The sequence below is a fragment of the Micromonospora lupini str. Lupac 08 genome (assembly GCF_000297395.2).
In the GTDB taxonomy this organism is placed as follows: domain Bacteria; phylum Actinomycetota; class Actinomycetes; order Mycobacteriales; family Micromonosporaceae; genus Micromonospora; species Micromonospora lupini.
The window spans coordinates 4,468,753-4,494,689 of the sequence record NZ_HF570108.1; the positions used below are offsets into that span (position 1 = coordinate 4,468,753).

23 protein-coding genes are annotated in these 25,937 nt (G+C 71.5%); 11 read left to right on the forward strand and 12 right to left on the reverse strand.

The genetic code is table 11. The annotated features are described in order from the left end of the window. Window positions 1–82 precede the first annotated feature (82 nt). The 4 genes from MILUP08_RS21565 to MILUP08_RS21580 all read left to right on the forward strand — a co-directional run bounded on the left by MILUP08_RS21565 (window position 83) and on the right by MILUP08_RS21580 (window position 5,065). A complete protein-coding gene (locus tag MILUP08_RS21565) occupies window positions 83–1,966 on the forward strand; it encodes a Xaa-Pro dipeptidyl-peptidase (protein ID WP_007461541.1) in 1,884 nt (627 codons plus the stop codon). Window positions 1,967–2,611: 645 nt separating this feature from the next. Then, complete coding sequence (locus tag MILUP08_RS21570) at window positions 2,612–3,274, forward strand: C39 family peptidase (protein ID WP_007461545.1); 663 nt, start codon at window positions 2,612–2,614, stop codon at window positions 3,272–3,274. A 246-nt stretch (window positions 3,275–3,520) separates the two neighbouring features. After that, window positions 3,521–4,414, forward strand: a complete 894-nt coding sequence (locus MILUP08_RS21575; protein WP_007461547.1) for a DUF1996 domain-containing protein — start codon at window positions 3,521–3,523, stop codon at window positions 4,412–4,414. A gap of 72 nt (window positions 4,415–4,486) precedes the next feature. Then, a complete protein-coding gene (locus tag MILUP08_RS21580) occupies window positions 4,487–5,065 on the forward strand; it encodes a DUF305 domain-containing protein (protein ID WP_007461548.1) in 579 nt (192 codons plus the stop codon). A gap of 75 nt (window positions 5,066–5,140) precedes the next feature. On the opposite strand, the gene MILUP08_RS21585 is transcribed toward MILUP08_RS21580, so the two are convergent. Then, window positions 5,141–6,766: an ABC-F family ATP-binding cassette domain-containing protein gene (locus tag MILUP08_RS21585; protein ID WP_007461550.1), complete on the reverse strand. Its 1,626-nt coding sequence runs from the start codon at window positions 6,764–6,766 to the stop codon at window positions 5,141–5,143. A 276-nt stretch (window positions 6,767–7,042) separates the two neighbouring features. Continuing rightward, complete coding sequence (locus MILUP08_RS21590) at window positions 7,043–7,648, reverse strand: TetR/AcrR family transcriptional regulator (protein ID WP_007461552.1); 606 nt, start codon at window positions 7,646–7,648, stop codon at window positions 7,043–7,045. Window positions 7,649–7,756: 108 nt separating this feature from the next. Here MILUP08_RS21590 and MILUP08_RS21595 point away from each other — a divergent pair, with 108 nt between their 5' ends. Next, on the forward strand, window positions 7,757–8,851 hold the full coding sequence (locus tag MILUP08_RS21595; RefSeq protein WP_007461554.1) for an aldo/keto reductase: 1,095 nt from the start codon (window positions 7,757–7,759) through the stop codon (window positions 8,849–8,851). A gap of 124 nt (window positions 8,852–8,975) precedes the next feature. On the opposite strand, the gene MILUP08_RS33910 is transcribed toward MILUP08_RS21595, so the two are convergent. The 5 genes from MILUP08_RS33910 to MILUP08_RS21620 form a co-directional block, all read right to left on the reverse strand. Beyond that, on the reverse strand, window positions 8,976–9,962 hold the full coding sequence (locus MILUP08_RS33910; protein ID WP_007461555.1) for an alpha/beta hydrolase: 987 nt from the start codon (window positions 9,960–9,962) through the stop codon (window positions 8,976–8,978). Window positions 9,963–10,042: 80 nt separating this feature from the next. After that, window positions 10,043–10,939, reverse strand: a complete 897-nt coding sequence (locus MILUP08_RS21605; protein ID WP_007461556.1) for a hypothetical protein — start codon at window positions 10,937–10,939, stop codon at window positions 10,043–10,045. Between the two features lie 165 nt (window positions 10,940–11,104). Then, complete coding sequence (locus MILUP08_RS21610) at window positions 11,105–12,304, reverse strand: low temperature requirement protein A (protein ID WP_007461558.1); 1,200 nt, start codon at window positions 12,302–12,304, stop codon at window positions 11,105–11,107. A gap of 79 nt (window positions 12,305–12,383) precedes the next feature. Beyond that, window positions 12,384–13,787, reverse strand: a complete 1,404-nt coding sequence (locus MILUP08_RS21615; protein ID WP_144056983.1) for a hypothetical protein — start codon at window positions 13,785–13,787, stop codon at window positions 12,384–12,386. A gap of 48 nt (window positions 13,788–13,835) precedes the next feature. Then, complete coding sequence (locus tag MILUP08_RS21620) at window positions 13,836–14,729, reverse strand: NAD-dependent epimerase/dehydratase family protein (protein WP_007461562.1); 894 nt, start codon at window positions 14,727–14,729, stop codon at window positions 13,836–13,838. Window positions 14,730–14,849: 120 nt separating this feature from the next. Here MILUP08_RS21620 and MILUP08_RS21625 point away from each other — a divergent pair, with 120 nt between their 5' ends. The 4 genes from MILUP08_RS21625 (at window position 14,850) to MILUP08_RS21640 (ending at window position 17,831) form a co-directional block, all read left to right on the forward strand. Continuing rightward, entirely contained in the window at window positions 14,850–15,260 is a 411-nt protein-coding gene (locus tag MILUP08_RS21625; RefSeq protein ID WP_039908518.1) for a VOC family protein, read from the forward strand. Between the two features lie 217 nt (window positions 15,261–15,477). Beyond that, entirely contained in the window at window positions 15,478–15,864 is a 387-nt protein-coding gene (locus MILUP08_RS21630) for a pyridoxamine 5'-phosphate oxidase family protein (RefSeq protein ID WP_237747155.1), read from the forward strand. Window positions 15,865–15,965: 101 nt separating this feature from the next. After that, window positions 15,966–16,385 carry a PPOX class F420-dependent oxidoreductase gene (locus tag MILUP08_RS21635; protein WP_007461570.1) on the forward strand — a complete coding sequence of 140 codons (420 nt, stop codon included), beginning with the start codon at window positions 15,966–15,968 and terminating at the stop codon, window positions 16,383–16,385. Between the two features lie 120 nt (window positions 16,386–16,505). Beyond that, window positions 16,506–17,831: a glycoside hydrolase family 18 protein gene (locus MILUP08_RS21640; RefSeq protein ID WP_007461573.1), complete on the forward strand. Its 1,326-nt coding sequence runs from the start codon at window positions 16,506–16,508 to the stop codon at window positions 17,829–17,831. Between the two features lie 32 nt (window positions 17,832–17,863). On the opposite strand, the gene MILUP08_RS21645 is transcribed toward MILUP08_RS21640, so the two are convergent. Further along, window positions 17,864–18,229 (reverse strand): effector-associated constant component EACC1, encoded by a 366-nt coding sequence (locus MILUP08_RS21645; protein WP_237747279.1) that lies wholly within the window; start codon window positions 18,227–18,229, stop codon window positions 17,864–17,866. A 202-nt stretch (window positions 18,230–18,431) separates the two neighbouring features. On the opposite strand from MILUP08_RS21645, the gene MILUP08_RS21650 reads away from it, so the two are divergent. Continuing rightward, window positions 18,432–21,206, forward strand: a complete 2,775-nt coding sequence (locus tag MILUP08_RS21650; RefSeq protein WP_039906413.1) for a M14 family zinc carboxypeptidase — start codon at window positions 18,432–18,434, stop codon at window positions 21,204–21,206. 72 nt (window positions 21,207–21,278) lie between these two features. Here MILUP08_RS21650 and MILUP08_RS21655 read toward each other — a convergent pair whose 3' ends face one another. Together MILUP08_RS21655 and MILUP08_RS21660 are read right to left on the reverse strand one after the other, a co-directional pair. Beyond that, window positions 21,279–21,470 (reverse strand): DUF397 domain-containing protein, encoded by a 192-nt coding sequence (locus MILUP08_RS21655; protein ID WP_007461580.1) that lies wholly within the window; start codon window positions 21,468–21,470, stop codon window positions 21,279–21,281. Next, window positions 21,461–22,261, reverse strand: a complete 801-nt coding sequence (locus tag MILUP08_RS21660; RefSeq protein ID WP_007461582.1) for a helix-turn-helix domain-containing protein — start codon at window positions 22,259–22,261, stop codon at window positions 21,461–21,463. Before MILUP08_RS21660 ends, MILUP08_RS21655 begins: the two co-directional genes overlap by 10 nt. A 240-nt stretch (window positions 22,262–22,501) precedes the next feature. Between MILUP08_RS21660 and MILUP08_RS21665 the strand changes: the two genes are divergently transcribed. Continuing rightward, window positions 22,502–22,792 (forward strand): hypothetical protein, encoded by a 291-nt coding sequence (locus tag MILUP08_RS21665; RefSeq protein ID WP_007461584.1) that lies wholly within the window; start codon window positions 22,502–22,504, stop codon window positions 22,790–22,792. Between the two features lie 77 nt (window positions 22,793–22,869). Here MILUP08_RS21665 and MILUP08_RS36020 read toward each other — a convergent pair whose 3' ends face one another. Beyond that, entirely contained in the window at window positions 22,870–23,148 is a 279-nt protein-coding gene (locus MILUP08_RS36020; protein ID WP_007461586.1) for a hypothetical protein, read from the reverse strand. A 355-nt stretch (window positions 23,149–23,503) separates the two neighbouring features. After that, on the reverse strand, window positions 23,504–25,570 hold the full coding sequence (locus MILUP08_RS21675) for a cellulose binding domain-containing protein (protein WP_007461588.1): 2,067 nt from the start codon (window positions 25,568–25,570) through the stop codon (window positions 23,504–23,506). Between the last annotated feature and the right edge of the window lie 367 nt (window positions 25,571–25,937).

Here is a 25,937-nt window from a genome sequence, read left to right on the forward strand (position 1 = left end):
ACACCTAGCATGGCGACGAATGGATCTTCGTGATTGGCCCGTGCCGAGACCCGGCAACCAGCCCGACCGAAGGGAGACGCGCATGCGTCGACCCCGCCATCTGGCACTTCTCAGCGTCGGCGTGTCCGGCGCCCTGGTGCTGAGCGCCGCCCCGACCGCGGCGGCCGCCCCGCCCGCGCCCCCCACGCCCACCGGCATCGTGGTGGCCGACGGCATGACCCAGCCGGTGTTCTCGCTCGCGGACGCGATCGAGGAGCGGGTGTTCGTCCAGACCCCGGTGGACACCGACCACGACGGTCGGCTTGACCGGGTGGCGATCGACATCTCCCGCCCCCGGGAGACCGCCACGCAGGGCTTCAAGGTGCCTGTCATCTTCGAGCACAGCCCGTACCGCAAGGGCACCTGGGGCGACGTGCCGTACCCGAGCGTGCTCGTCGACGACCTGCCGCAGAACGGCCGGACCGACGGCGCCGGGCGTCGCGCACTCGACGTCGGCACGCAGCGGGCGCAGGCGAAGGCCAACCTGCCCGGCTCGTTGGACGACTACTACGTGCCGCGCGGGTACGCGGTGGTGCTCGGTCAGAGCGTCGGCACCGGCGACTCGGACGGCTGCCCGACAAGCGGCGACCAGGCCGAGACGCTCGGCACCAAGGCCGTCATCGACTGGCTCAACGGCCGGGCCAAGGGGTACGACGCCGGCGGCGCCCCGGTCACCGCCGGTTGGACCACCGGCGCGGTCGGCATGACCGGCGTCTCCTACAACGGGACGCTGCCCAACCAGGTGGCCACCACCGGGGTCAAGGGCCTGAAGACCATCGTGCCGGTCTCGGCGATCAGCAGCTGGTACGACTACTACCGGGCCAACGGCCTGGTGGTCGCGCCCGGGACGTTCCAGGGCGAGGACCTCGACATCCTGGCTCAGTACACGGCCGGTCAGGAGCGGGCCGAGGGGCCCTGCGCCGACGAGCTCGCACAGATCACCGCGAAGCAGGACCGGGTCACCGGCGACTACTCGACGTTCTGGCAGGACCGCGACTACCTGGACGCTCGCAACGTCAAGGCGAGCGTCTTCGTCGTGCACGGCCTCAACGACTGGAACGTGAAGACCGAGCACTTCGCCGGCTGGTGGGACGAGCTGGCGAAGCGCGACGTGCCGCGCAAGATCTGGCTGCACCAGGGCGGGCACGGCGGCCCGGGCAGCAGCGCCTCGGTGACCCTGCCGAGCGGCCAGACGTGGACGTACAAGCAGACCGAGAACCGCTGGTTCGACTTCTGGCTGTGGAACGTGCGCAACGGCATCATGGACGAGCCGACCGCGGTGCTCCAGCGCGAGGACCGGGCCTACACCACGTACGCCAACTGGCCCGACCCGGCCGCGCGCGAGGTCGGACTGCGCTTCGCCGCCACCGACGCCACCACCCCGGGCGCGCTCACCACGGGTAAGCCGCCGAAGGCCCGCGTCGAGCAGAGCTTCGTCGACGAGGGGCGGACCATCCATCCGGACACCCTGGTGGCCGACCCGGACACGGCAAGCGCCAACCGCCTCGCCTACCGCTCCCCCGCGCTGACCCGGAGCGTGCGCATCTCCGGTCGCCCGGAGATGCGGCTACGGATGGCTATCGACAACAAGCCGGACGCGAACCTCACCGCGTACCTGGTGGACTACGGCCCGGCCGGGTCGACCGCCGCGCCCACAGTCGTGACGCGCGGCTGGATGGACCCGCAGAACCGTAAGAGCGCCGCGCGCACCGCGCCGGTCAAGCAGGGCAAGCTGTACGACTACCGGTGGACCATGGAGCCGAAGGACTACATCTTCCCGGCGGGGCACCGGATCGGCGTGGTCGTCTTCTCCAGCGACCAGGAGTACACCCTGCTGCCGTTGGGCGGCACCGAGCTGCGGGTCGCCCCGAACGACAGTGAGCTGCGACTGCCCGTGGTCGGCGGGCGGGCCGTCCTCGGTTTCTGACCTCAGCGCGGCACAGGTGGGGCGGTCCGGCTCGTCGGGCCGCCCCACCCGCGTCATGTGCACCAACTGCACCGGGCACGCCGCCCCGGCCGGGATGATCGACTCGGGTTGCATGAAGTCGCGGTGTCCGACCCGCCCGGACACCCCGATATCACCGAACCCGAGTCGATCATCCCGGTCGGAGGTGGATGCCCGTTTCCGGCTGGGCGGTTTGGGTGGTTTCGGGGGTCGCCGTCCCGTGGCCGGCGGCACTCGGGTGGCGGAATCGTGGGTCCGGCGGGGTCGTTATACCTGACATGCCGCAGCGACCCCCGGGCCGCGGCGCACGGCAGCCGCCGGGAACACCCGACCGGCCGCCACGGTTACATCCCCCGCACGACCGGGCATCACGAGCGGCCGGCCCTGTGCGGCAGCCGCCGGGAACACCGGCCGGCACGGTTTATATCCCCCGCACGGCCGAGTACCACCGGCCGGCGTCCGGAAGCCCTCGGCGGAATGACTCGCCACCCGGACCGGTTACACCCCCGGACACCCGAGCAGGCCCCCCTGGGCCGCCGGGTAGATCCCCCGAAGACTTCCCGCCCGGCACACACCCCCGGTTTCGTGTGCCGGCGCGTATCCCCCGATGCAGAGGAGCACGCCATCATGCGTACCGATCTGATCCGTAAGACCGCTCTGACCGCTGCGGGCCTGGCCTTCACCGGCGGCGCCATCGCCGGCCCGGTGACGACCGCGTTCGCCGCGCCGAGCACCGACAAGCCCGCCGCCGCGAGCCAGGGTGACCGTAAGCCCTCGGGTGAGCGTCAGCTCGGGGTGCGCTACGAGGCGCAGCCGAACTTCTACTACTGCGGCCCGGCCGCCGCCCGCAACGCCCTGTCCGTGCAGGGCAAGGACATCAGCGTGGACGCCATGGCCAAGGAGATGGGCACCACCGAGGCCGGCACCAACAGCATCAACGACATCACCCCGGTGCTGAACAAGGAGACCGGCAAGGCCGACGCCTACCACTCCGTCGAGATCAGCAAGCCCGACGCCGACGCCAAGCAGACCGACCAGCTGCGCGCCGATGTCGTCAAGACCGTCGACAACGGCCGCGCCGTCGTCGCCAACATCGCCGGCACCACCACCGACACCGACGGCGGTATCCACTCGTTCGAGGGTGGGCACTACATCAGCGTCGTCGGCTACCGCGACAACGGTGCGGTCGTGCGGATCGCCGACTCGGCCGACCCGAACACCGCCTCCTACGAGGTCACCGTCGAGCACCTCGCCGACTGGATCGCCACCCGTGGCTACGCCACCAGCTGACCCCACATCACACCGAAAGGGCCGGACCCCACCACGGGGTCCGGCCCTTTTTCGTCATTTCCACCAACTGCGACATGCATTGACAAGCGTCGACATCGGGGTGAAGCTGGACCAGTGAGAGCGCTCTCTCGCGGCCGGGATCAGCAGTTGGGATCAACCGGCCACCCCTTCTGGCCAGGACACTCTCCGACGTCTTCGGCGGCGGCGTCGGAGCTGTCCCTGGCCCGTCCCGACAGGAGTCACGCGATGGACAGGGCCGCACCCCTCTCCCACCTCCCCCGCCGGCTACGCCTCGTCACGGCGATCGGCGCCCTGCTGGCGCTCCTCGGCACCTACCTGGTCTCCACCACCGACCGGGCCGACGCCGCCCCGGTCGCCAACGTCATCCGGGTCGCCGAGTTCCCCGCCGACTGCACGTACAGCCACCGGCTGCCCGACGACCCGATCGTCTTTCCCGGACTGCCCGGGGCCTCACACATGCACAGCTTCTTCGGCAGCACGGTGACGAACGGCAACACCACGCTCCCCGACCTGGTGAAATCCACAAGCACCTGCAACCCGGCGGTGGACGTCTCGTCGTACTGGGTGCCGACCCTCTACCGGGACAACGTCCCCGTGGAGCCGGCCATCGCGACGTTCTACTACCTCGGTGAGGGTGTCCGCTCCGACGTCGTCGCCAACACCCAACCGCTCCCGCAGGGCCTGCGCCTCGTCGCGGGCAACGCGAAGGCCACCGGGCCGAACGACAGCATCGCCCGCTGGTCCTGCCTGCACGCCGGGCAGGTGCCACCGTCGAAGGACTTCGTCAACTGTCCGGCCGGCACGATGCTGGAGTCGTACCTGGACTTCCCGCAGTGCTGGAACGGTCGGGACCTGGACTCCCCGGACCACAAGAGCCACCTCGCGTACCCGGTGAACCAGGCGTGCCCGAGCACCCACCCGGTGCACGTGCCGAAGCTCCGGCAGGTGCTGCGCTACCCGGTCAGCGGCGACCCGTCGCACTTCCGGCTGGCCTCCGGGCCGGGCTACACGATGCACGGTGACTTCTTCAACGCCTGGCCGACGGCCGAGATGGCCCGCCGCGTCCAGGACTGCATCCGTCCGGTCATCAAGTGCGGGCACGACGGCCGACCCATCTGAGTCGACACCGACGCACCCGAGGCGGCGGGCCCGGTCAATCGGGTCCGCCGCCGCGGGGCGGAAGGAGGCCGCATGCGCGCCCACGTCGCGCTGCTCACTGCGGTGGTGCTCGTCGCCGGCTGCGGCACCGGGTCACCGGGCGCCGCGCCACCCACCGCCGTGCCACCCACGGCCGCGCCGGTCGCGGCCACACCGTCGAACGCCTCATCGGCAGGCGCCTTCAGCCCCACCGACATCGCCTGGCTGCAACTGACGGCGGCGATGACGCAGCGGCTGCTACCGGTGCTGGACCTGGTGCCGACCCGGACCACCGACCCCACCTGGCGACGGCTGGCCGTCGAGGTGCGGGCCAGCAACCGTGCCGACCTGACCCGGTCCCGCCAGCTGCTGGGCGAGGCGGGAGCGCCGACGACAAACCCGCACGAGGGCCACGACATGCCGGGCATGGTCACCGCCGACGAGCTGGCCGCGCTGCGGTCGGCCAGCGGGAAGACGTTCCACCGCCTGCTCGCCGCGCACCTGCGCGCGTACCTCACGCAGACGACCCGGGTCGCCACCGCCGAACAGAAGAGCGGTGCGAACCCGGCCACCACCGCCCTGGCCACCACCGTGATCACAACAAACCAGACCCACCTGAACAACCTCCCCTGACCCCCACCCGCCCCGCCTCGGTGATCAAGAGGTTGGCGTCACGACACGCCGGTGGGGATGACGCAAACCTCTTGATCATCGGGGGCGGGGTCGGAGGGCGAGCTCGCGGCCCTTCCAGTTGGCGCGGAGCCGGCGGTCGTGGCTGGCGACCACTATCGCGCCCGGTCCCGTTCCGAGGGCCTCCTCCAACTCGTCGCAGAGGCGTGGGGAGAGATGGTTGGTCGGCTCGTCCAGCAGGAGCAGGTCCGGCGGATTCGCGACGAGCACCGCGAGACCGAGCCGACGGCGCTGGCCGACCGACAGCTCACCGGCCGGGCGGTCGAGGTCCGCCGGTGCCAGCAGTCCGAGCGACGACAGCGGCACGTTCTCGGCCCGCCGCGCTCCGACGGCTTCGGCGTACGTCTGACGGGCCGTCCGCCGTGGATCGTCGAGGACGGTGTCCTGAGTGAGCAGGCCGACGCGCAGGTCCGGTCGACGCCACATGGTTCCGGTGCCGGTGAGCCGGCCGGCGAGGACGGCGAGCAGAGTCGACTTGCCCGCACCGTTCGGGCCACTGACCACCAGCCGGTCGCCGGCCGTCAGCACGAGATGCTCCACCCACAGCCGGCCGGGGACCTCCACCTGGCACAGCGTGACGACGGGCTCGTCGCCGACACCGGCGGCGAGGGCGGGCGCGTGGAGACGCAACGGCTGCGGCGGCGCGGGCACCTGGTCGCGTTCGAGCTGCTCCAGCCGTCGGGCGGCATCGCGCACCCGACGGGAGATCTGGTTCTGCACGCGGCCCGCGGTGTGGCCGTACCCCATCTTCTCGCTGTCGCGCGGAGCACGGCCGTGCGCGACCCGATGCCCGGTCACGGCGGCGGCCTCGCGCAGGTCCGCGAGTTGCGCCTGCTCCTCGTCATAGCGCCGGCGCCATCGCTGCGCCTCGGCGCGCTTCGCGGCCAGGTACGCGGAGTAGCCGCCGCCGTGGCGGACCGGGCCCTCGACCGCCGGGTCCAGGTCGACGATGTCGGTGCACACCTCGTCCAGGAACGCCCGGTCGTGGCTGGCCGCTACGACCACCCCGGGCATGGTGCGCAGCTGGTCGGCGCAGAACGTCGCCGCCGCGTCGTCGAGGTGGTTGGTGGGCTCGTCGAGCAGCAGCGCTTCCGGTCGGCGGATCAACAGGGCGGCGAGGGCGAGGCGGCCGCGCTGTCCGCCGGACAGCTCGGCCAGCCTCCGGTCGTGCGGGATGCCGCCGAGCCCGAGGCCGTCGAGGACCGTTCGGGCGCGTCGGTCGGCATCCCAGGCGTCGCCGTCCTGCGCCCGCTCCAGAACCTCGGCGTACGCGACGAGCAGACCGGTGTGCCGCTCGGACTCCTCAGGCGTCTCGGCCAGGGTGGTGCCGAGCCGGTCCAGCTCGGCGAGATCGGCGCGGGCCTCGCGCAGCGCGTCGTCGAGGACCGCGGCGACTGTGGCCGACGGCGCGTGGGGCATCTCCTGGTGCAGGAGGCCGAGGCGGGGCGGGCGCGCGACGGTGCCGGCGTCGGGTTCGTCGACACCGGCGAGGACCCGCAACAGGGTCGTCTTGCCGGTGCCGTTCTCGCCGATCAGGCCGATCCGGTGGCCGGGCGCGGCGGTAAGCGAGACGCCGTCGAGCACCCGGCGGTCGCCTCGGACACGGACGAGGTCGTGGGCGATGAGAGCGGGTCGAACAGACATGGGAACCTCGGAGCAGGGAGGATCGGGCGCACGCGAGTGGCCCGGCGGGGGCAGGGCATGACGACGGTGGCCGCGACGACGGCGGCGCGATCACGCGCCCGTCGGCGGCCGGTCCGGGTGCTCACCCGGAGATGTCGTCGTCACCTGCCACGCCTGCTCCGATCTCCCGCTGATCGGGCGCAAGAATAGCCCGGGCTCGGCGGTTGTCCGACGAGGTGCCTGGTCGCCAGTCTCCGACCGCGACCGGTGCGGGAGGACGAGCAGGTGCGGACACCGTCAGGCCGTCCGCGCACCCGCGCGTAGGCGTTCGATGGTGAGGTCGAGGGCCGCTTCGAGGTGGTCGATCCTGCCGGTGGAGAGCAGCAGCAGTACGCCGCCCTGGATGCCGGCCAGCAGCGCCGCCGCGGCCCGGTCGGCGTCCACGTCGGCGGCGATGTCACCTGTCGACTGCATGTGCCGGATGCCCACGGCGATCTTCTCCTGCCACCGCCACATGAGCCCGGTCACGATGGCCTGCGCGCCGGGAGCGCGTCGGCCGGTCTGGCCGAGCAGACCGTTGAGCGGGCACTTCACGCCCTGCGCGAGGTAGCGCTCGACGAGCCGGTCACGCCACGCCTGCCAGGCCGGCCAGGACGTCAGGTTGCTGAGCATCGGCTCCTGGTCGACGAGCACCTGGTCGGCCTCGTGCTGGGCCACCGCGAGCAGCAACTCCTCCTTGCCGTCGGGGAAGTAGTGGAAGAGCTGGCCCTTGCTGGTGCGGGTGTGGGCCAGCACGTCCTCGAGGCGTACCTCGTCGACGCCGCGCTCGCGGATCTCGGCCGCGGCGCCGGCGACGATCCGCGCCCGGGTGGCCTCGCCCTTGCGGGTCAGCGCGCGTGTCATGGCCCCACCCTAGCCCGGGTTTTGGACTTGCGGGTCCAGATCTGCCGAGCAAGGGTCGGTGACGCGCGGTCCGCTCCGCGCCCCCACCACGATCGAGAGGGCACCACCATGAACCACTACTACCTGCTCGGACGTTCGGGTCTGCGGGTGAGCCGGCTGGCGCTGGGCACCATGAACTTCGGCGTCGACGGGTTCCACGCCGCGTACGGCAGGACCGAGGAGGAGGCCGAGCCGATCTTCCGGCAGTACCTGGAGGCGGGCGGGAACCTCATCGACACGGCGGACTTCTACACCGCCGGGGAGAGCGAGAGGATCCTCGGCCGCCTCATCGACCGGGCCGGCGCCCGCGAACGACTCGTGCTCACCAGCAAGGCCACCAACACCGTCGACCCGGCCGACCCGAACGCCAGCGGCAACGGCCGCAAGCACGTCATGCGGGCCGTGGAGGCGTCGCTGGGCCGGCTCGGCACCGACTACCTCGACCTGTACCTGCTGCACACCTGGGACCGGATCACCCCGGTCGAGGAGGTCGTGCACACCCTCGACGACCTGGTGCGCTCCGGCAAGATCCGCTACGCCGGCCTCTCCGACGTGCCGGCCTGGTACGCGGCCCGCGCGCAGAGCTACGCCGAGGCGCACGGACTGGCCCCGATGATCAACGTGCAGCTCCCGTACTCCCTGGTCACGCGGGACATCGAGGCGGAGTACGTGGCGATGGCCCAGACCCTGGGCATGGGCGTCACCGCGTTCAGCCCGATCGGCGGCGGCCTGCTCAGCGGCAAGTACCGACGGACCAGCGAGGGCCTGAGCGGAACCGGGAGGTTGACCACCCCCAACGCCGCCGGTCGGGAGATCAGCCCCAACGACTGGAAGGTCATCGACGCGCTGGAGAGCGTGGCCGCCGACCTGGGGCGCAGCATGGCGCAGGTCGCGATCAACTGGGTCGTCACCCAGCCCGCGGTCGGCTCGGTGATCATCGGGGCGAGCAGCCCGGAGCAGGTCGACAGCAACTTCGGCGCGCTCGACTTCGAGATCCCCGCCGACGCCCGCCGCCGGCTCGACGAGGCCAGCGCCCCGAACCTCGGATCGCCGTACGGCATGTTCACCCCGCAGTACCAGTCCTGGGTGGTGAGCCCCGGCCTCGGCATCGGCGACAAGCCGGCCGGTTACGCCCCGCCGGTGTTCAACGCGGCGGTGCGGTAGTCGCCACGTGGCGGCGGTGCGGTAGTCGCCACGTGGCGGCGGTGCGGTAGTCGCCACGTGGCGGCGGTGCGCCGCGGAGGCCCGTCGACGACTCCGCGGCGCGCCGCCGGGTCGGCGGTCGCGCTCAGCCGCCCACGGTGACGGTCTCGACGAGCCCGGACGTCGGGGCCGGGCCACCCTCGTAGAGGTCGACGTAGAGCCGGAGCAGCTCGTCGGCGTCGGTGCCGAGCGCGGTGAGGTCGAGGGTGTTGTGGCGGACGCCCCACGACTCCGGCAGCGCGCAGACCCGCAGTGCGATCCCGTTCGCCCGCGCGATCCGGCGCGGCACGGTCACCGCGGCGCCGGGGTGCACCACCGCGTCGAGCGGGCTGATCGCCACGGCCGCGCTCAGCAGGCCGGTCCGTCGGGGCGGACGCGGCAGCGTCCGTGCGATCGTCAGGTACTGCGTGACTGCGGAGAACGAGTATCCCCGCGAGTTGACACGGTCGCGCAGGAGGCGACGCCCGTACAGCGTGATGAGTGGTCGGACCGCGAAGGCCGGCGCCTGCCGGGGATCCGGGCCGAAGAACGGCGACAGCACCAGCAGCCGCCGCACGACGTCGCCACGGACCTGGGCCAGCCAGGCGGCCAGCACCGCGCCGCCGGAGATGCCCACGACACCCACCTCGTCCCCCAGGCCCGCCGCGACCGTCACGGCCTGGGCGGCGTACGTCGTCAGCTCGGCGGCCCCGACCCGGTGGTGGGCCCGCCTGTCGACGGTGCCGTGGTGCGGCGCCCGCGGTATCCACACGTTGTAGCCCCGGGCGAAGAACACCTCGGCCAACTCGTCGTACTGCTCCGGCGCGAGGGTGTACCCGTGCAGCAGCAGCACCGCCCTGCCGGTACGCGAGCCGTGGCTCAGCAGGCGGCTGCGCGACTCCGGTCGGACCTCCGGATCCGCTGCCTCCGCCGCCCGGATGGTCTCGGCGACACCGGTGGCGGCGTCGAAGTCCAGCGGGTCGGCCGGTGCGAGCCGCAGCGCACGGCGGCCCAGCGGCCAGAGGTAGAGCCCGGCGACCGCCGCCACGACGAGCGCCGATCCGCCGACGACGAGGGCGATGATCTCCGGCATGGGCACAGATCCTGACAGGACGCGGCGGTGCCGCCGGTGTGGGGTGCGCCCCGGGTGACGCGGGGCGCACCCCCGAACGGCTACGCCGTCTCGGCCGGCGGTTCGAACAGCACGCGCGAGCGGAGTTGCCGGAACCCGGTGCGTTCCAGCTCGGCGAGCACCGCGACGCGGTGGGCGTCCACGTCGGCGATCACCTCCCGGGCGCCTCCGGCGGCGAGCACCCGGACCGCCTCGGCGAGCAGCTCACCGCGGGCCGCGTCGTCGAGCAGGCCGAGGTACGCCAGGAGTGGGTAGCAGGCGTCGCCGGCCGTGCCGACCAGGCCCACCGGCTGCCCGTCCTGCACCCCGACGCGCCACTTGTCGGTCGACTCCCCCAGCCAGGCCAGCGGATCGGTGGCCAGGTCGACGCCGGCGACGGTACGCGCGATCTCCGCGCCGGTCAGCACGTCCGGCTGCGCGATGCGGGCGACCAGGGCGTTGATCTCCGCCGTGTCCACTGGTGGACGGAAGCTGTACCGCCCGGAGGTCGTCGGCAGTGGCGTGCCCGTCCACGAGCACCTCAGCCGCTCGCCCTGTTCGACGAGCCCGGCGAGCCGCGCCGCCTCCATCGGCGCGGCGACCACGGCCAGCACCTCGGGTCGGCGTCGCCAGTGCGCGGGCAGGGCGGCGTAGTAGGCAACGGGACCACCCAGCGCCTCGTGGGCGGCGTGCAGCAGCGCGGCGCCCACCTCCGGCTCGGCGGCCAGGTCGAAGCGTTCCAGCCAGGGGGCGCCCACCGCCCCGGGCGGGAGCAGCCAGGCGGCCCGGCCGACGACCTGGCCGGCGCGGAGGGCGATCCAGGTGTGCTCGGGTCGGTAGCCGCCGCCGGTGATGCCGTCGGCGTACGCGACCTGCCGCAGCTGGGGCAGCGGATCGATCATGGAGTCGAACAGGTTTTCCTCGCCCGCGACGAGCGGGCGGATGACGAGACTGGTCATTGGCGGACCTCCGGAAAGCGAGCGCCCCGGGTCAGATCCGCGTGGACGCCGGTGCGCGGAGGGGGCGCAGAACATCGGACATTGTTCTGACCTCCTCTCGGCTCGACGGCGTGCCCGCCACCTTACGCGACGCGCCGGCGGCGCTCAACGCCCAGCGGGCTCGGCTCACAACGTCGGGTTGGTCTCCGAGCCGCGTTGGTGGACCTGCCCGTCGGCGACGGCGATCCCGGCGAGGATCAACGCGGCCACGGCGGTCACGGCGACCGGTGGGAGGAAGACGCTGGGCAGCGCGGCCACCGCCAGCACCAGCGCGCCGACGAACAACATCCGGCAGCGCGGCGCGGACGGGTACTTGCGCTCCAGGTAGCTCCGGCCGAGCAGGAACAGCACCGGGCCGCCGAAGATGATGGCCACCAGAGCCCAGTCGATGGGCGGATCGGGATCCTCGATGACCTGCCCGAAGCCGACGGCGGTGCAGATGATCCCGCCGACGATCAACAGCAGGCTGTAGCTTGCCCACCGGGACAGCTCCAGGCCCTCCCCGCTGGCGCTGCCGGTGGCCTGTCGACCCGGCCCGACGTGGTAGAAGTAGATCCGCCAGAAGGCCACCACCGACACGAACGCCGCGACGAGGGTGACGGTCCGCCCGGTCGAGAAGCCCGGGAAGCTGACGGCGGCGCCGGCTTCGAGCACCACCTCGGCCAGCGCGATCATGAAGAACTGGTTGTACCGCTCGGCGAGGTGCACCTGGGAGACCTCGGCCATGCTGGTGAGCGGTCGTCGGCCGCGCCGGGGCACGGGCCAGTTGGTGGCGAGGCCGATCAGCTCGACGGCCAGCGCGAGGGTCCAGAAGACGCCCCGACCGAGGCCTCCGTCGATGCCGCCGCTGATCCAGAGAACGCCGGACACCGTGTGCCAGGTGAGCACCCGGATAGCGAACGCCTGGCTCGGATGGCCCCGCAGCGCGAACGTCAGGTAGAGCGGTCTGCCGATCTGGATGAGGACGTACGTGCAGGCGAAGATCACGCCGCGCTGGCCGAACGCCTGCGGCAGGGATACCGCCAGCACCAGCGTGCCGAACATCGTGGCGAGAAGGACGACCTGGAGGTCCACGCGGCGTGGGTCGTAGGTGCTCGCCAACTGGGCGTTGAGCGACCAGATCACCCACACCGCCGTGAAGAACAGCAGCGTCTGGCCCGCCTCGGACAGCAGCGTGTGCCGGACGATGGTCAGGTCGTCGGCCACCCGCCCGGCGAGGCGGGCGAGCGCGAAGACGTACACGATGTCGAAGAGCAGCTCCAGGACGGTCGCCGAGCGCGGGCTCCTGCTGTCGGCCAGCCCGCGCATCCAGGTGCGCGTCAGCATGGCCGCACCCCCTCGCCGACCGGTCCCGCCTCGTACCCGTTGAGGGGACTTTATCCCGGTCTGTCGGTACGCCCGGTGGTTATGCCGGATCGCCCGGTGGACGGTCGCCGACGCCGGCTCGCGCCCGGCGGACGCCGCGCCCCCACCGCCTCCCCCGCCTCGTCCGGGCCCGCCGCCCCGGTCGGACCCGCCGGTCCGTGCGCAGGCCCGCGCGGCCGAGCAGCCGGATCAGCAGCCAGCAGAACAGCGCCAACGCGCCGAACAGGGCGATGGTCACGACCCGCCAGCGCATGCTGTCGACCTGCAACATCTCCGGCAGCAGCGCCGCGACGCCGGCGACCGCGGTGACCGCGAACAGCCACTGGAGGCGCTGCTGGAACAGCGCCGTCTGCAACCCGAAGAGCTGGCTCAGATTGCTGCGCAGCAGTTCGAGGCGCTGCCGGGCCGCCTGGAGGTGCCGGGGCACCCGCAGTCCGTCGATGAGGAACGTGGCCACCGCGATGCGCATCGGATCGCGGTACATGAGGTCCACGTTGCCCACCTCGGCGAGCCCTCGGCTCAGTTGCAGTTGGACCCGCGCCAGTTGGGTGATGCGCGCGCCGAGCGAGTGACCCGGTCCGACGAGTTCGTCGCGGTCGTTCGGGTCGACCCCCACCCACAGCTGGCAGAAGAACCACTGGGCGTGGATCTGGCCGTACATGTCCTGCACCATCCGCACGGCCGGCGTCGCGCCCTCCACCCCGTCGTGCAGGACGGCTACGGTGGACCAGCCGGTGGTGCGGACCAGCAGGCCGGGCAGGCGCAGCGGCCCGTCGTCGGCCGCCGAGCCCGAGGTCACCGGCAGCGCGGAGAGCCGCAGCAGCGACTCCACCAGCGGGTCGTTCTCGTCCCGCTCCGGACCGCGCAGCACGAAGAACTGGCGCATGTTCTGGAACGGGTACCGGCGTTCCCGAGGCTCGAAGCCGGCCGACACGCGCAGGATGGCGCGGACCGCCTGCACGTGGGCGGCCACGGTCAGCCCGCCGTGCTCCCGCGGCTCTGCCTCGATCACGCTGAGGTGCCCGGCCAGGTTCGGCGGGAAGGTGTCCAGGTCGCGCAGGTGCCGGAAGTAGTCGAGGGTGTTCTCGCGGACGAGGTCGTCGTAGAACCGGCAGATGTCCTCGGTGCTGACCGCCGGCTCCGGCGCGGCGAACCGCAGATCCACCGAGATCACGCCGAGCGCCGGGTAGATCACGATCCGGGTGCTCGTCGCCCAGGTCGTACGGCCGATCCGCACCGGCGACGTGCCGAGGGAGATCTGCAGCACCGGTGGGTGGGTGGCCAGGTAGGAGATGTTGTACGCCCGGGTCTCCTCGTGCTGCACGACGTCGACCGAGGTGGCGCCCAGCCCGGCGAGCAGCGGGAGCGCGGGCTCCACGTCCTGCACCGTGCCGCCGAGGTCGAACTTGACCGGCACGTACACGTGATCGATATCGAGGGCCACGTATTCATTCTGGGCGTACGGCACAACCGGGTTACGCGCCGAGGTGGCCTACCGGAGGTCGACGTGGTCGCGCCACGAGTGCCGGGGCTCGTAGCCCAGCACCCGCCGCGCCTTGTCGATGCTGAGCAGGGTCTCGTGCTCGCCGAGGTCCTTGCGGATCTCGACACCCGGGTAGACCTCGGCCATCAGGGTGGCGCTCGACGTGGTCATGACGGTGTCGGCGTTGGCGATGATGAACACGTCCGCGCCGGGCCGGTCGTACGCGAGCGCCCGCTCGACCGCCTGGGCGCCGTCGCGGGCGTCGATGTAGCCCCACAGGTTCCACCGCCGGGAGCGCGGATCGGCGTCGAAGGAGGGGAACGGCGCGTAGTCCTCGACGTCCATCACGTTGGAGAACCGCAGACCCACCATGACCAGCTCCGGGTCCCACCGGCAGAAGTGCCGCGCCATCTCCTCCTCCAGCACCTTGTTCAGCGAGTACGTCGACTCCGGTCGCGGCGCGTACTCCTCGTCGACGGGCGCGTATGGCGGCGGGGTGTCGAACGGCAAGCCGAGCACTGTCTCGCTGGACGCCCACACCACCCGCCGGATGCCGGCAGCCCGGGCGGCGGCGAAGACGTTGTACGTCGCGGCGGAGTTGTTCGCGAACGTGGCCGCGTTGGACATCAGCCCGGGCGCCGGGACCGCGGCCAGGTGCACGACCGCCTCGATGCTGCCGGCGTGCTCGTCGGCGCCCCCGGTGAACGCCTCCACCACCTGCCCGTAGTCGGTCAGGTCGACGAGCAGGAACTCGCCGTCGACGTCGCGGGGGTCGCGCCCGCCGACACGGTCCACGGCCAACACGTCGACGCCCACGCCGCGCAGGTGGGCGACAACGGCGCGGCCGAGCTTGCCGGTGGCGCCGGTGACGACGACGCGTCCGGGGAGTACGGAGTCGCTCATGGCCCCATCCTCTCCGGCCGGCCGGGACACCCCGCACGCGGGTGCGTCCGCGCCCGCCACCGGCCGCATCGATCAGGAATCGAGAAGTACGAGCCGGGGGGTCTACCTAGCATGGCCAGCATGGACATCACCATTCACACGACAGTTCTTCCGCACGTCGACCCGGACGCCTCGGTGGCCTTCTACCGCGACGTGCTCGGCTTCGAGGTCCGCACGGACGTCGGTCAGGGCACGATGCGGTGGATCACCGTCGGCCCCGTCGACCAGCCCGGCACGTCCATCCTCCTGGCCCCGCCGGCCGCGGACCCGGGCATCACCGAGGACGAGCGGCGCACCATCGCCGAGATGATGGCCAAGGGCACCTACGGGTGGATCCTGCTGGCCACCCACGACCTGGACGGCACCTTCGAGAAGGTGCAGGCCGGCGACGCCGAGGTCGTCCAGGAGCCGACCGAGCAGCCGTACGGCATCCGCGACTGCGCCTTCCGCGATCCGGCCGGCAACATGGTCCGCATCCAGGAACTGCGCTGAGCCATGTGTCTCGCCGCCTGGGGACGCGCACGCGCCGAGCAGCAGCGCCTCGACGACCTCGCACGACTGCCGCACGTGCCGGACCTGTCGTTGGTCGCGGCGGGGGCGACCGGACCGATGAGGGATCACGAGGTGGACGGGGGAAGACATGGCGAGCACGCCACCGCGGGGGCGTGAGGAGCGGTTGAGAGACACGCGCAAGAGACTGGAGAACGACGTGGACCTCTGGGTCGCCACGTCGGGCTCCCCGGACGGCGTGCACCTCATACCTCTCTCCTACCTGTGGGACGGGACCGTGTTCCTCGTCTCGACGCCGCGCGCCTCGGTCACCGGCCGCAACCTGCTGGAAGACGGTCGGGTCCGGCTCAGCCTGGGGACGACGCGCGACGTCGTGATCGTCGACGGCGCCGCCGAGCCGTTGGACGACGCCGACCTCGGTCACGACAGGCGTGCGGCGTTCGCCGCCAGAACCGGCTTCGACCCGAGTGGAAGCGCCGAGCCCTACCAGTACTTCGTGATCCGACCACGGCGCATCCTGGCCTGGCGGGAGGCCAACGAGTTGGAGGGACGCGTCCTCATGCGCAACGGCCGCTGGCTCGACTGAGCCCTTCGACCTCCCGCGCGCCGCGATCCGCGTCCTGGCGTGCGCGGGCCGGACGGGTGCGTACCGTGCAGGGGTAAACGCTCATGCGAGGAGGAGCCCTCATGTCCAAGCCACCGCTTCCCGAGGCCGCGGTCGAGATGCTGCGGAAGCCGAACCCGGCAGTCATGACCACGCTTCGCAATGGTGGTCAGCCGGTGTCCGCCGCGACCTGGTATCTGTGGGAGGACGGTCGGATCCTGGTGAACCTGGACGAGAGCCGTCGCCGGTTGGAGCACATCCGCAACGACCCCCGGGTGTCGCTCACGGTGCTGGACGAGGCCGGCTGGTACACCCACGTCAGCATCGTCGGGCACGTCGCCGAGCTGCGTGCCGACGAGGATCTGGCGGACATCGACAGGCTGTCGCGGCACTACACGGGCAATGACTATCCCCGGCGGGAACGCGCCCGGGTCAGCGCCCTGATCGAGATCGACCGCTGGCACGGCTGGGGTTCGCTCAAGGACAACAGCCAGGTCGGCTGACCGTCCGCTGCGGGGACGGCGGCGGAGGGACGGCTCTTGACCGCAGAGCGTGATCGGCTTAACTTCATCAATCAGATAAGTGTCTTTACTAATTCTGCTTGATCCCTCGTGGGAGTGCCGATGCGACAACTGCGTCACCGCCGCCTCACCGCCGTCGTCGCCCTGGCGACAGTGCTGCTCACCGCCGCCCCGCCCACCGTGGCGAGCGCCGGGGGCCGACCCGACCGCCAGCCCGGCTACCACCGGGTCGGCTACTTCACCCAGTGGGGCATCTACGGCCGGGCCTTCTCGGTCAAGAAGCTCGACGCCTCCGGGGCGGCCAGCCGCCTCACCCACCTCAACTACGCGTTCGGCAACGTCAGCGAGGACGGCCGCTGCTATGTGGACGGCGGGCCGGGCGAGGGCGACGCCTGGGCCGACTACCAGCGGCCGGTCCCCGCCGAGGAGAGCGTCGACGGCGTCGCCGACGCGCCCGGCCAGGCGCTCAACGGCAACTTCGGGCAGCTCGCCAAGCTGAAGGCCAAGCACCCCGACCTGAAGGTGCTGATCTCGCTGGGCGGGTGGAGCTGGTCGACGTACTTCTCCAACGCCGCCCGGACCGACGCCTCCCGCAAGGCGTTCGTCGCGTCCTGCATCGACCTGTACCTCAAGGGCAACCTGCCGGGCAGCCCCGGTGCCGCGGCGGGCGTCTTCGACGGCGTCGACCTCGACTGGGAGTGGCCGAACTGGGACGGTGAGCCCGGCAACGTCATCCGCCCCGAGGACCGGGAGAACTTCACCAAGCTGCTCGCCGAGTTCCGCCGGCAGCTCGACGCGTACGGCCGCACGACAGGCGCGCACCACCCGCTGACCGCCTTCCTGCCGGCCAACCCGGCCACCATGGACGCCGGCTACGAGGGCCGCAAGATCTTCAAGTACCTGGACTTCGGCACCGTGCAGGGCTACGACTTCCACGGCGGCTGGGAGGCCGTGGCCAACCAGCAGTCCGCGCTGCGCGTGCCGGCGGGCTCGCCGGACAACCCGGACTTCTCCGTCGAGGTGGCGATCGACGGCTGGCTCACCCGTGGAGCGCCGCGCGACAAGCTGGTCCTGGGCATCCCCTTCTACGGTCGCGGCTGGACCGGCGTCACCGGCGGCGGCAATGGGCTGTTCCAGCCGGCCGCCGGGCCCGCGCCGGCGACCTACGAGGCCGGCTACGAGGACTACAAGCAGCTCAAGACCCTCGCCGGCAACGGCTACACCGTGCACCGCGACCTGCGCGCCGGGCACGCCTGGCTCTTCGACGGTACGACCTTCTGGACGTACGACGATCCGGCTGTCGTGTTGCAGAAGATGCTCTACATCAGGCGTACCGGCCTGGGTGGCGCGATGATCTGGTCGCTCGACGGCGACGACGACAACGCCACGCTGACCAAGACGATAGGCGTGGGCCTGACGACCTGGTAGCCGCACCCGGCGCGGCTCCCTTGATCACCTGATCAGGGGAGCCGCCCCTTTTCCGGGGTCACCGCGCGCACCGCGGCCTCGATGAGGGCGGTCACCTGGTCCATGTCCCGAGCCTGGTGCACGTCCAGCTCGGCCGACCACCCGTCCGGGCCGGCGAGCCGCACCGTCAGGTTCTCGCGACGGTGGGTGAGCCAGCCGGCGACCGCCTGGACCAGCACCATGGCCGACCCCGCGTCGCCGACCGCCACCCGCAGCACGTCCGTGTCGTCGGCCGACGCCTCATCGGGCGGCGTGGTGGTCACCCCGTCGCGCAGCCGGTCCTCGGCACGCAGCCAGGACGCCAGCGACCGCCGAGCATCGGCGGACGGAGAATCCGGATGGACCGAGAGCGTGATCATCTCCGACACGGCCTGCTCCTTCCAGAGGACGACGAGCCCACCCGTCATCCTGCCAGTCCGCATCGGTACCGGCACGCCCTGTAGCGAAGAATGTCGATCAACCCTTGACCGCCGTGTCGGCCGGTTCATAGGCTCCGGCCACTGCGAGGCTTTTCCCGAGAAGGGAACCCGAGACATGGCCCCATCGTCACGTCCGTTCTGGATGGTCCCCCCGAAGCGGCTGGCGGGCGCCGCCACGATCGCGCTCCTGCTCGGCATGACTCCCCTGCTCGGCGGCACGTCGGCCGCCGGCGCCGCCCGACCCGCACCGTGCAGCGACGACCCGACCGCACGGATCAGCACCGTGCCCAGCCCGGAGGCCGCGCTCGGCTTCCCCCTCGGCGCGGGACAGGAACGGGTCGTCACCAACGACGAGGTCCGCGCCTACCTCAAGGCCGTCGACAGCGCCTCCGACCGGGTCGTCACGGGCGTGACGGCCACCAGCGTGCTCGGCCAGCCCCTGCCGTACGCGGTGGTGTCCAACGAACGCCACGTGCGGCCGTCCGCCCTGCGAAAGATCGCCGACGACGTACGCGACCTGCGCGATCCCCGCCGCACGAGCGCGCGGACGGCCGCCCGCACGGCGAAGGACGGCCCCGCCATCGTCTGGGTCACCGCGAACGTGCACGGCGGTGAGAAGAGCGGCACCGACGCGGCGCTCAAGACGCTGTACGAGTTGGCCGCCGGCCTGTCCTGCGAGGTCGCGCGGCGCAACGACAACCTGGTCACCGTCATCGTCCCCACGCAGAACCCGGACGGTCGCGACGCCACCCGTCGGCAGAACGAGTTCGGCTTCGACCTGAACCGGGACTGGTTCGCCCGCACCCAGCAGGAGACCGACGGCAAGCTCGAACTGCTGCGCCGCTACCCGCCGCAGGTGTTCGTCGACGCCCACGAGATGGGTGGCCGGCAGTACTTCTTCCCGCCCAACGCCGACCCGATCCACCACGAGATCGCCGGCGAGGCCGTGGACTGGATCAACCGGATCGGCGAGGCCAACAAGGCCGGCTTCGGCTACAACGGCGCCTGCGACGACACCGTCACCACCGAGTGCTACTTCAACTACGACACGTACGACCTGTTCTTCATGGGCTACGGCGACACCGTGCCGACCGCAGGCTTCGGCGCGGCCGGCATGACGTACGAGAAGGGCAGCGCGTCGGCCGTGGCCGACCGGGTGCAGCAGCAGTTCCACACCCAGTGGTCGACGCTCGGTTGGGCCGCCGCGAACAAGCGTGAGGTCCTGGACGGCTACTTCGACATCTGGACCGACGCGCTCGCCGAGGGCCGGGCGGGCATGCTGGAGCCGAACGAGGTGGTACAGCCCACCAACGAGGTTCAGTTCCCGGTGCCCGCCCTCACGATCCGCTCGTACTTCCTGCTGCCCGACCGGCAGCTCGCCGACGTCCGCCGGCTCGTCGAGCGGCTGCGCCGCATGGACGTCGAGGTATACGAGGTGCAGCAGCCCACCCGGGTGCCCACCGCACGGGTCTTCGGCGGCCGGAGTGCCACAAACGTGACAGTGCCCAAGGGCGCGTACTGGATCCCGATGGACCAGCCGCAGAAACACTGGATCCAGGCGATCATGGGCGAGGACCCGTACGTCCCGTTCCCCTACTTCTACGACGTGTCGTCCTGGAGCAACCCGCTGCTGATGGGCGTGTCCACGATCTACACGGGCGACAACGTCCGGCCGAAGGCTGAGCTCGTCCGGGGCGTCACCGGCGGCCGGAGCGGGCTGGCGTGGCCGTGGGGCTCCTACACGTACCCGCTGGACTCGGCCGCCGCCGCCGAGTTCACCTTCAAACTGCTCGGTCGCGGTGTGCCGCTCGTGCGGGACCTGACCACCAGCCGGGTCGCGATCCCGGCGACCAGACTGAGCCGTACGGTCGACGACCTGGCGAAGGCGGCCGGGGTCACCCTCACCCCGGGCGGACGCCCCACCGGCACGAGCCTCGCCCTGCCCGACGTCGGGCTGTTCCAGGGCACCGGCATCTCCACCACGTCCGGGTCGCACGGCGAGGCCCGCTACGTGCTCGGCAAGCGGTGGGGCCTCGACCTGAAGCCGGTCACCACTGCCGACATCAACGACAACGCCGAGGCGTTCACCGGACGTACGGTCCTGCTGGTCCCCGACGGCAGCAGCGCGACCGGCGGACTGACCGCCACCGGGCAGGCCCACCTGCGCGACTGGATCGCCCAGGGTCACACCTACGTGGGGCTGCGCAACGAGGGCACGCGGCTGGCCCGCGCCGCCGGGCTCACCTCCACGACGGAGAAGACCACACCCGCCGACTACCTGGTGATCGGCTCGCACCTGCGGGTCGACGTCGACACCGACAACCCGGTCGCCCTGGGCCGCCCCGCCGAGGACTTCGAGTTCAACAACGACGACCCGATCCTCAACCCCAGCACCACCGGGACGAACGTGCTCACCTACCCGACCGGCGACACGTTCTGGGCCAACGGCTACACCGTCGGCGCGGACACACTGAAGGGCACGGCCGCCGTCGTCGACGAACCGACCGGCGCCGGCAGGTCGGTGCTGTTCGCGTTCAATCCGCTCTTCCGCGCGTACAACGAGAATGGTCTGCACCTGGTGGCGAACACGCTGCTCTACCCGCCCGGCGCGCCCGGCGCTCGACGCGCGCCGGGCATCGACGCGGCGCGCGCCAGCGCCGCCGCCGCGCCGGTCGCGGCGGACCTGGGCGGCGGATGGCGGCCGATCACCATCGAGGTGGCGGCGACGGACCTGGCGCGCACGCGGGCCATCGTCGAACGCTTCGCCACCGACGCGCAGACGTCCGCGAAGGGCACCTCGGCGTACGTCGTGATCCCCAACCCGCAGGGGCTCCAGGCCGACGAACACCCGTTCACCAACGATCTGGTACGCGCGCTGCGCGCCGCCGGAGTGCCGCTGCGGTCGGTGGTCGCCTGACCGTCCCCCGCACGGCGAAGCGCCCGTCCCCACGTTTCGGGGCGGGCGCTTCCGCGCTCGGTCGGGGGCGGGTTACGACCGCCGGGCGACCTCGGTGACGAACGCCCGCCACGACGCCGGCCCGAAGACCAGGGCCGGCCCGTCGGGGTCCTTGGAGTCCCGCACGCCGACGATGCCCGACAGATTGTCCGCAACCTCGACGCAGTCGCCCCCACTGGAACCGCTGCGGGTGGACTTGCGCCACGTAGCGTCGATCAGGTCCATGACGTCACCACTTCCTTCATCAGGTCGGTTGACTGCCGTCGAGGTAGGGCCTCGTTCCGTATGGTCTCCCACTTCGACAGAAGCGTAGCCACGTCATCGTCGTTGCTGATGACCAGCCCGCCGAGCTGGTTCTCCAACTGGCCGACCCACTTACCGTCCGCAGCCCGAGCCAAGATGAACGGACCGGTCAACCCGGCGTGCATGCTCACGTCGGCCGGCACGATGTGGACGCTGATGTTCGGGCGTTCGGCCATGGCCGTCAGGTGCGTGATCTGCCCCGCCATGATTCCTCGAAAGTCCTCGCCCGCACGCCGCAACACCTCCTCCCCGATGACCGCGACGAACTGCGGTGCCTTCGGCTGAGCGAGGATCGATTGCCGGTCGAGCCGAGCGGCAAGCCGCTTGTCGACCTCCTCTTCGCTGAGGGTGTCGTCGCAGCGGATGACCGCTCGGGCGTACTGCTCGGTCTGTAGCAGGCCGGGCACCAGGGACGGCTGCCAGGACCGGAGCTGAGTCGCGACGCGTTCCGCGTCCAACCACGGCAGAAACCATGATGGTGCCCCGAGCTTCGCGACCATGCGTTCGAAAAGGCCACCGTTGGTGAATGCGCGGTCGGCTCCCTTGATGAAGTCCATCGTCAGCGCTCGCGTCTCGCCCTCTACGGCACTGACGTGCGAGGCGCTGAAGCCGGCACCTCGGCCGAACGCCTCCTGCGTCATCCCGGCGGCCCCTCGGGCGCGACGGATCTCGCCGACGATGAACGCGGCGAGCGGGTGCGGTAGGTCGGCCATTCAGTGCTCTCCAAACCGGAAGATCGACTACTCACGCCACTGCCCGGCGTGGAACGCCTCGCCACCTCCACCCGAAGCAACGAAGCACCTTCCGAGCGTAGTGGCTTCCACAGCAGAGTGTCACCAGCGGCGCGGCCGGTGGAGGACCCGAGACCCGGCGGACGCGTTCGTACCGGGGCCGCCCCCTCTGGGCGAGCACTCACGGGGCGGCCCCTTCCCAACGCCTGCCAGGGGGAGACCATGACCAACCAGCAACAGCAGGTGCGGTCCGGCGATCTGTTGCACCTGACCCGCGCCGCGAGCCCACAGTTCGCCCGGCCCATCATCGTCCGCGTCATCCGCGCCCTCACCGACCGGCACACGTACGACGGTTGGTTGTGGATCGACGCCTACCAGCTCGGCCCTCATGGCGACGCGATCGCCCGCCGTGAGCTGTATCTGATGCCGTCCGGCGCACAACGCCTCACCTCTCCACCGAGCCGGCCCACCGCTCGACGTGGCGTCCGGCGAGGCCCGGTCCGGGTCGGCTGATGTCCCGCCGCTCTCCCGACCACCGGCCCGTGCGCCCGACCTGGCGCTGCGGCACCTGCGGCATCGCATGGCCATGCTCACCGGCGAAGCTTCGCCTCCTCGGCGAGTACCGCCTTGACCGCCCGGCGCTGCTCGTCCACCTGGCGACACTCCAGGCCGAGGCCGTCGCCAACCTGGCAGAGCTGAACCCGAGCGCCCCACCTGCGGACCTGACCCAACGCTTCACCGGCTGGGCGTCGGCCCGATGACTGCCCGTCCCACGGCCGGTCGGCCTCGATCACTTCCAGCGGTAGGACCCACCTCCGCTCAAGGCACGCGTCGACACCGAACTTGCTGACGGCGTTCACGACGTTCACGAGCGCGACCGTACCGAAGATCGCAACCTCTCACCGTCGCACGACCCTGGACCGGTGGCGGGGCGCGGCACTGTGGGCCGCCAGTGGGGGTGACACCCTTTGGAGCTGATGCCGTAAACGAATCACGCGGGCGGGGCGAGAGGGTGATTCGTTTGCGACATCAGCTCCAAAGGGTCTCGACCAGTGATGCCGCCCCTTCCTGAGGCGGGCCGGGTGACCGGCCAGGCCCGAGCCGGCCAGGCCCGAGCCGCCCAGGCCCGAGCCGCCCAGGCCCGAGCCGCCCAGGCCCGAGCCGCCCAGGCCTGGGCCGGCCAGGCCCGGCTGGCCCGGCGAGCGGGCCAGCCGGACCGCGGTGTCAGCCGGTCGCGCAGACGGCGCCGTTCAGGCGGAACGCGGTGGGCAGCACGTTCGGCCCGCTGTACGCGCCGACGAAGCCGGCGCTTACGCTGGCGCCGGCGGCGATCTGCCTGTTGTCGTCGGTCGGGGTGACGCGCACGGCCGCGCCGACCTGCTCCCAGGTGGCGCTCCAGCCGCTGCTCACCTGCTGCCAGCCGGTGGGCCAGGTCCAGGTGAGCGTCCAGCCGCTGATGGGCTTCGTCCCGTTGTTGGTGATCTCGACGCCGCCGATGTAGCCGTTGCCCCAGTCGTTGGCGGTGGTGAAGCGGACGGTGCACGCGCTGGTCGCCGGGCTGCCGGTGGCGAACGTCAACGGCGGCGAGGCCCAGGAGACCCGGCCGGCCGTGTCCCGGGCCAGCACGTTGACCGTGTACCTGCTGCCCGGCACCAGGTTGCCGACAGTGAACGAGGTGCTCGCCGTCTCGCCGAGCTGCTCGCTTACCGCGCCGTTCTGCCGGTACACCTCGTACTTGGCGATCGGGCTGCTGCCGGCGGTGGCCGCCGGCCAGGTGATCGTCGCGCCCCGGTCGGTGACGCCGCTGGCGGTGGGCTGGCCCGGGGCCGAGGGCCGCCCGGCGGTCGCGCCGGCCGGGCGCAGCACGAGAGTCGTCAACGAGTACGGCGGCAGCGTCCGGCTGGTCGCCGAGCCGGACTGGCCGGTGGCGATGCCCGTCGCGCCGTTGGTGAGGGTGGACACCGTCGGCGCGGCTGTCGACGGCGTGAACCCGGCGTAGTCGATGGCGACGTCGTGGGCCGCGTCCGGGTCCTTGTTGACCAGGAGCACGGCCAGGTCGCCGTTGGCGCGGCGTACGGCGTGCGCGCTGACCAGCGGCTCGTCGGTGCCGGCGCGCACGAACTGGTCGCCCGTCTTCGCGAACAGCCCCATCATGGCCAGCGCGTGGTACGGCGCGAACGGCGTGTTCAACGGCGGCTCGCACACCGAGCCGTCCGCCGTGCAGCCGCCACTGGACAGCATGCCGAAGTCGCCGTAGTCGGTCTGGCCCGCCACCTCGCTCACGGTGCCGATGCCGTTGTGCACGTTCCACCACTGGGCGGTGAAGACGCCGTTCTCCAGCAGCCCGCTGTACGCGTCGGCCAGGAACAGCGCCCCGGGCTGGGTGTTCTGGCCGGTGCCGACGTTCAACTCGGTGAAGCTGATGCCGATCCGGTCGGCGTTCGGGCCCGCGTACCTGCTGAGCTGCTGCCGGAGCAGGTAGGTCGCGTCGGGAAGCTGGTTGGTGCGGGTCAGCGACTCGGCGGCGGTGCCACCCGGGTACCAGTGCACGTCCACGAAGTCGATCTTCGGACCGGCGAGGGAGAGCACTGTCTGATTCCAGGAGCCCGGGTCGCTGCCGGCGGTGATCCCGTCCGGCCAGTTGCCCGGCATCGTCAGCACCGCACCGACCCTGATGCTCGGGTCGACGGCCTTCATCGCGTCGGCGTACTCGACGACCAGCCGCGCGTACTGGCTGGCGCTCTTGTCCGGGTGGTCGTCCGCCTCCCACGCCGACCCGTAGAGCCCGTTGCCGTAGTTCTCGTTGCCGATCGTCCAGTACCGCGCGCCGTAGCCCTTCGTCACATTGGCGTAGCGCACCCAGTCGGCGGCCTCGGCCGGCGTACCGGTGCCGTAGTTCGCGATGATCATCGGCTGGGCGCCGACCCGCTTGACCGCCGCCATGAACGTGTCGAAGTCGGTGTTCGGTGCGACGTACCCGCCGGGAGCGGTGTGGTCCTTCCAGTGGTAGATGTCGGCGTACGAGCCGCCGGGATAGCGCATCATCTGCACGCCGGCGTCGCGCAGCAGGTCCGACGTCTCGGCGGTGCCCAGGTTCTGGTCCCAGATGGCGTGGTTGACGCCCAACGCGGTGTCGGGCACCGTCGCCAGGCCGGCGCGGGCGTTCACGGTCACGGCGACGGCGGCGGGGTCGACCGCGGCCAGCGCCGTCGGGGGGTGGATGCCGGGGAGTGCGGTCGCGGCGAGCAGCACGCCCGCCAGGAGTGCCGCACGGCGAATCGGGATGTGCATGGCTGGGTTCCTTCGGTGAACGACGGTGGGTCGCCCGGCCGGCAGGGTGCGGCGCGGCGGCGGGCGGACTGGTGGACGGACAGGCCCCGGCGCCCCATCGCTCGTGCCCCGTCCCCCGGGATCCGTGGTCCGATCCCGGCTGCCCAGTGGACGGGCGTCGGCCCCGCGCAGCAGGTCATCGACGGCCAAGAATGGCACGGTCGAATCGCCGACCTCAAGGGACTCGCCTCGTTCAGGCCGCTCCCCCGAATGAGCTGACGTCATACGTTACGTCTTGACGAACAGCATGTTATCGCTCACAGTCGATGCGAGGCGATCAGCGTCCACGACTCACCGGGAGAGTCCTCGCTGGTCAGGACGCTCTCTG